The organism is Nocardia pseudovaccinii NBRC 100343 (genome assembly GCF_001613225.1).
GTDB lineage: Bacteria > Actinomycetota > Actinomycetes > Mycobacteriales > Mycobacteriaceae > Nocardia > Nocardia pseudovaccinii.
The window spans coordinates 1-3,186 of record NZ_BDBY01000194.1 but is presented as its reverse complement, the minus strand read 5'-3'; the positions used below and the strand labels follow the sequence as shown (position 1 = coordinate 3,186).

General features: G+C 65.2%; 3 protein-coding genes. 2 read left to right on the top strand and 1 reads right to left on the bottom strand.

Annotated elements, in window-relative coordinates; genetic code table 11:
* Positions 1-437: 437 nt before the first annotated feature.
* A complete protein-coding gene (locus tag NP3_RS25030; protein ID WP_063044052.1) occupies positions 438-980 on the bottom strand; it encodes a DinB family protein in 543 nt (180 codons plus the stop codon).
* A gap of 399 nt (positions 981-1,379) precedes the next feature.
* Between NP3_RS25030 and NP3_RS25025 the strand changes: the two genes are divergently transcribed.
* Together NP3_RS25025 and NP3_RS25020 are read left to right on the top strand one after the other, a co-directional pair.
* On the top strand, positions 1,380-1,745 hold the full coding sequence (locus NP3_RS25025) for an effector-associated constant component EACC1 (RefSeq protein WP_063824903.1): 366 nt from the start codon (positions 1,380-1,382) through the stop codon (positions 1,743-1,745).
* Positions 1,742-3,121 (top strand): caspase, EACC1-associated type, encoded by a 1,380-nt coding sequence (locus tag NP3_RS25020; protein ID WP_063044050.1) that lies wholly within the window; start codon positions 1,742-1,744, stop codon positions 3,119-3,121. The genes NP3_RS25025 and NP3_RS25020 overlap by 4 nt, the downstream gene beginning before the upstream one ends.
* Positions 3,122-3,186 lie beyond the last annotated feature (65 nt).

The following is a 3,186-nucleotide window of genomic DNA, read 5'->3' as shown; positions in this document are numbered from 1 at the left end:
GGTCCTCCCGCGCGTGCAGTCACCACTACACCGCCGCATTCGTGCCGTCGCCAAAACCCTGGCACACGAGCTGCACTGGCTGCCGGACTGACGCGCAGCAGGTCACGCGAGACCGACGTCGGCCGCCCGGCGTCATCGATGGTGAAGTCGGCCAGGTCCGGATACGCCCCCTCTGTCGCCCGGCACCGCGAGTGGGTGAGTTGGTGGTGGCTGCACCAGTAGAAAGTACAGGCGCAGTTCGGATTTGGTGTGGATGCGTGAGACCGCGCAGAAGCGAGCGAGGTAAGCCAGCGCCTGCAGCCGGAGCACGAGGTCGTCACCGGCAAAGGTGACATCCAGAGCAGAGGAGGTAGCCATCCTCCACGATGCCGCGGTCCCGGCGAACCGCCCGAACGGACGCGCGGGTCGCGGCAAGAGAGTGTGTTCGGCGAGCCGGTCTATTGTTCGCGGACACCGGTGACGGTCAGCTGTTTCCGGTGGTGGTCGTAGTGCTGGCCCGGATACCGGTACAGGTCCGCGAGGGACATGGATCCTTGGAAGTACGGATCCCAGCGGCTCGGGTAGTTCATCTCGCGCGTGAACGCGGCTGTGTCTTCCCGCCGCAGGGAACGCTGCAACGAGGCGATTACCCGGTCCATCTTTGCGCCCATCCGGCGCCGGTTGTATATGCGTGCCGCCAGGCGGGAGCCGTAGAAGTTGATCACGTCGAACGGGCCGGTCACCGCGTTCAGAATTCGTGCGTTCGCGCGGCTCGCGCCAGCAGGTAGGCGGCCGAATACCCGTACGAGGATCAGGAGCTTCTGAACGATCATGTAGCCAAACACCATGTGGAACAACAACTCTTCGTTGGTCCACCGCGTCCCGTTCGTCGGGGCTCCCCACTCGCCGGTGTTGGTGGTATCGAGCAGGTGATGGAAGTCGGCCCTCGCTCGCTCCAGGTCTGCGGCGAGACTGTCGCGATCGACGTTCGGCTGTGACATGACTGCACCTCGATTCGAGCGCCGCGAAACGCTCATACGATGATGGTCCCGCCGACCCCGCCGCCCGCGACAGGGCACGATACCGCTTCCTAGAGCAAGCCCAGGGACACCACCCCACGCACGACCAGTTCCTGGCCCGCTTCGCTCTCCCCGCTGAAGGGCACTTCGGCTATCGCTGAAACCGACTCCGAACATCGACAAAGCCCAGGTCGACAGAACCGGGCGTGTGTCGATAAATGTGACTCGCAGCAATAGATGGCGGTGTTCTTGCATGTCCATATGGCGCCGGTGCGGCGTCGGCGCGCAGGTGGGTTCGTCGGCGGCGGCGTGGGTGCTCAGGACGCTTGGCCGATGCGGCAATCTCAGCTCAGTGCCTGGTGGTGGAGGCAGAATATTCCCATGCCGGATCAGGATGATCAGTTGACGATTCAGACCACTGGAGGCTCGGACGAGTTGTTCCGTCTGCTGGAGTGGTTTCGCGGTGACGACGCGCTTCGGGGGCGGGTGAGCTTGCCCCGGACAGCGACACAGGAAGGTCAGATGGGTGACCTGTCCGACATGCTCGTCGTCGCGGTAGGAGCAGGAGGGCTCGGCCCTGCCTTGGCGATGTCGCTGTCGGCGTGGTTGAACACTCGCCGCTCCGACATCCGGGTCCTGGTGAGACGCAACGGCGTCGAGGTCGAACTCGATGCCAAACGCGCCAATGCCCCCGAGCTCGTGCGCGAGATCCAGAATCTGCTCGCCGAGCCGGGCACCCCACGGTGAGCACGCCCTCCGTGCGGGCGGGTTCACGCGCCGTCCTCATCGGGACCGCCACGTACACCCACCCCGACCTGACCGCGATCCCTGCTGCCGTCAACAACCTCTTCGATCTCGAGCGCGTCTTGACCTCGGAAGCAGGCGGGGCCTTCGACCCCAGGCACTGCACCGTCCTGGCCGACCCCCAATCCGGTTCGCAGATCGGGGACGCCATCGCTTTGGCCGCAGGGCAAGCCACCGGCGTGTTGCTCGTCTACTACACCGGGCACGGCGTCCTCGACAACCGTGGTCGACTCCACTTGGCGGTGTCGGGTACCGATCCTTCCCGGCCGGCTTGGACTTCGGTGTCGTTCCAGACGCTGCGCGAAGAGATTCTCGAATCCCCTTCCGAGTCCCGCATCGTGATCCTGGACTGCTGCTTCGCGGGCCGCGCGTTCGAAGCAATGAGCGATACGGCCACCGTGATCGCCGCAGAAACCAGCATCCAGGGCACCTACACGATCGTGTCCTCAGGCGCGAACGAAACCTCGTTCGCGCCGGTCGGCCACCGCAACACCGCCTTCACCGCCGCCCTGCTGGCGACCGCCGCCACCTCAGATCTCACTCTCGATGAGCTCTACCGCCAAACCGCGCGGCACCTCGTCGAGCACGGACACCCTCGACCGCGACGGCGCGCCATCGATACTGCCGGCGAGCTCAAGCTGTTTGGTAGAACCGGCGATCATCGTTCTCACCTCCCCATCGGCGGGTCAGATACCACCGCGGACGATCCCGATACCACCGCGGACGATCCCGATACCACCTACGACCAAGGATGCGTGGCTCACCAACAAGGCGACCTTGCCCGAGCCGAACGGATGTACCGCCGCGCTGCCGAGGCCGGGCATGCCGCTGGCATGAACGGCCTCGGGGTCGTGCTGCAGGAGCGTGGTGAACTCACCCAGGCCGAACCCTGGTACCGCCGAGCCGCCGACCTCGGCGACACCAACGCCATGAACAACATCGGGTTTCTGCTGTATGAGCGTGAGGACCTCATCAATGCGGAAACCTGGTTCTACCGCGCCATGGCAGAGGGCAACACCGACGGTACGAACAACCTCGGGCATGTGTATAGACGCCGCGGGGACATTTCCACGGCGGAAACCCTGTGGCGCAGGGCTGCCGAGGCGGGCAACACCAACGCCATGGACAGTCTCGGCACCTTCCTCACCTCCGACGACCCGGGCAGGAACTCAGAGGCAGAAACATGGTTACGTCGCGCCGCTGACGCCGGCAACATCAGCGCCATGCGCGGCCTTGCAGACCTCCTTGCTGGACGCGGTGCGCTCGCTGAAGCCGACGACTGGCGCCGCCGCGCCGCGGCACACACACCGCCGATCTAGATCGTGAAACGAGGGTGGCACCAACCCGCGTCGTGGGCTCGAATCCCGCCACCGATCCACCTCCT

Bases quoted from the DNA above. Each gene is read 5' to 3' on its own strand.
- NP3_RS25025 (WP_063824903.1), top strand. From the start codon at position 1,380: ATGCCGGATCAGGATGATCAGTTGACGATTCAGACCACTGGAGGCTCG.
- NP3_RS25030 (WP_063044052.1), bottom strand. From the start codon at position 980: ATGTCACAGCCGAACGTCGATCGCGACAGTCTCGCCGCAGACCTGGAG.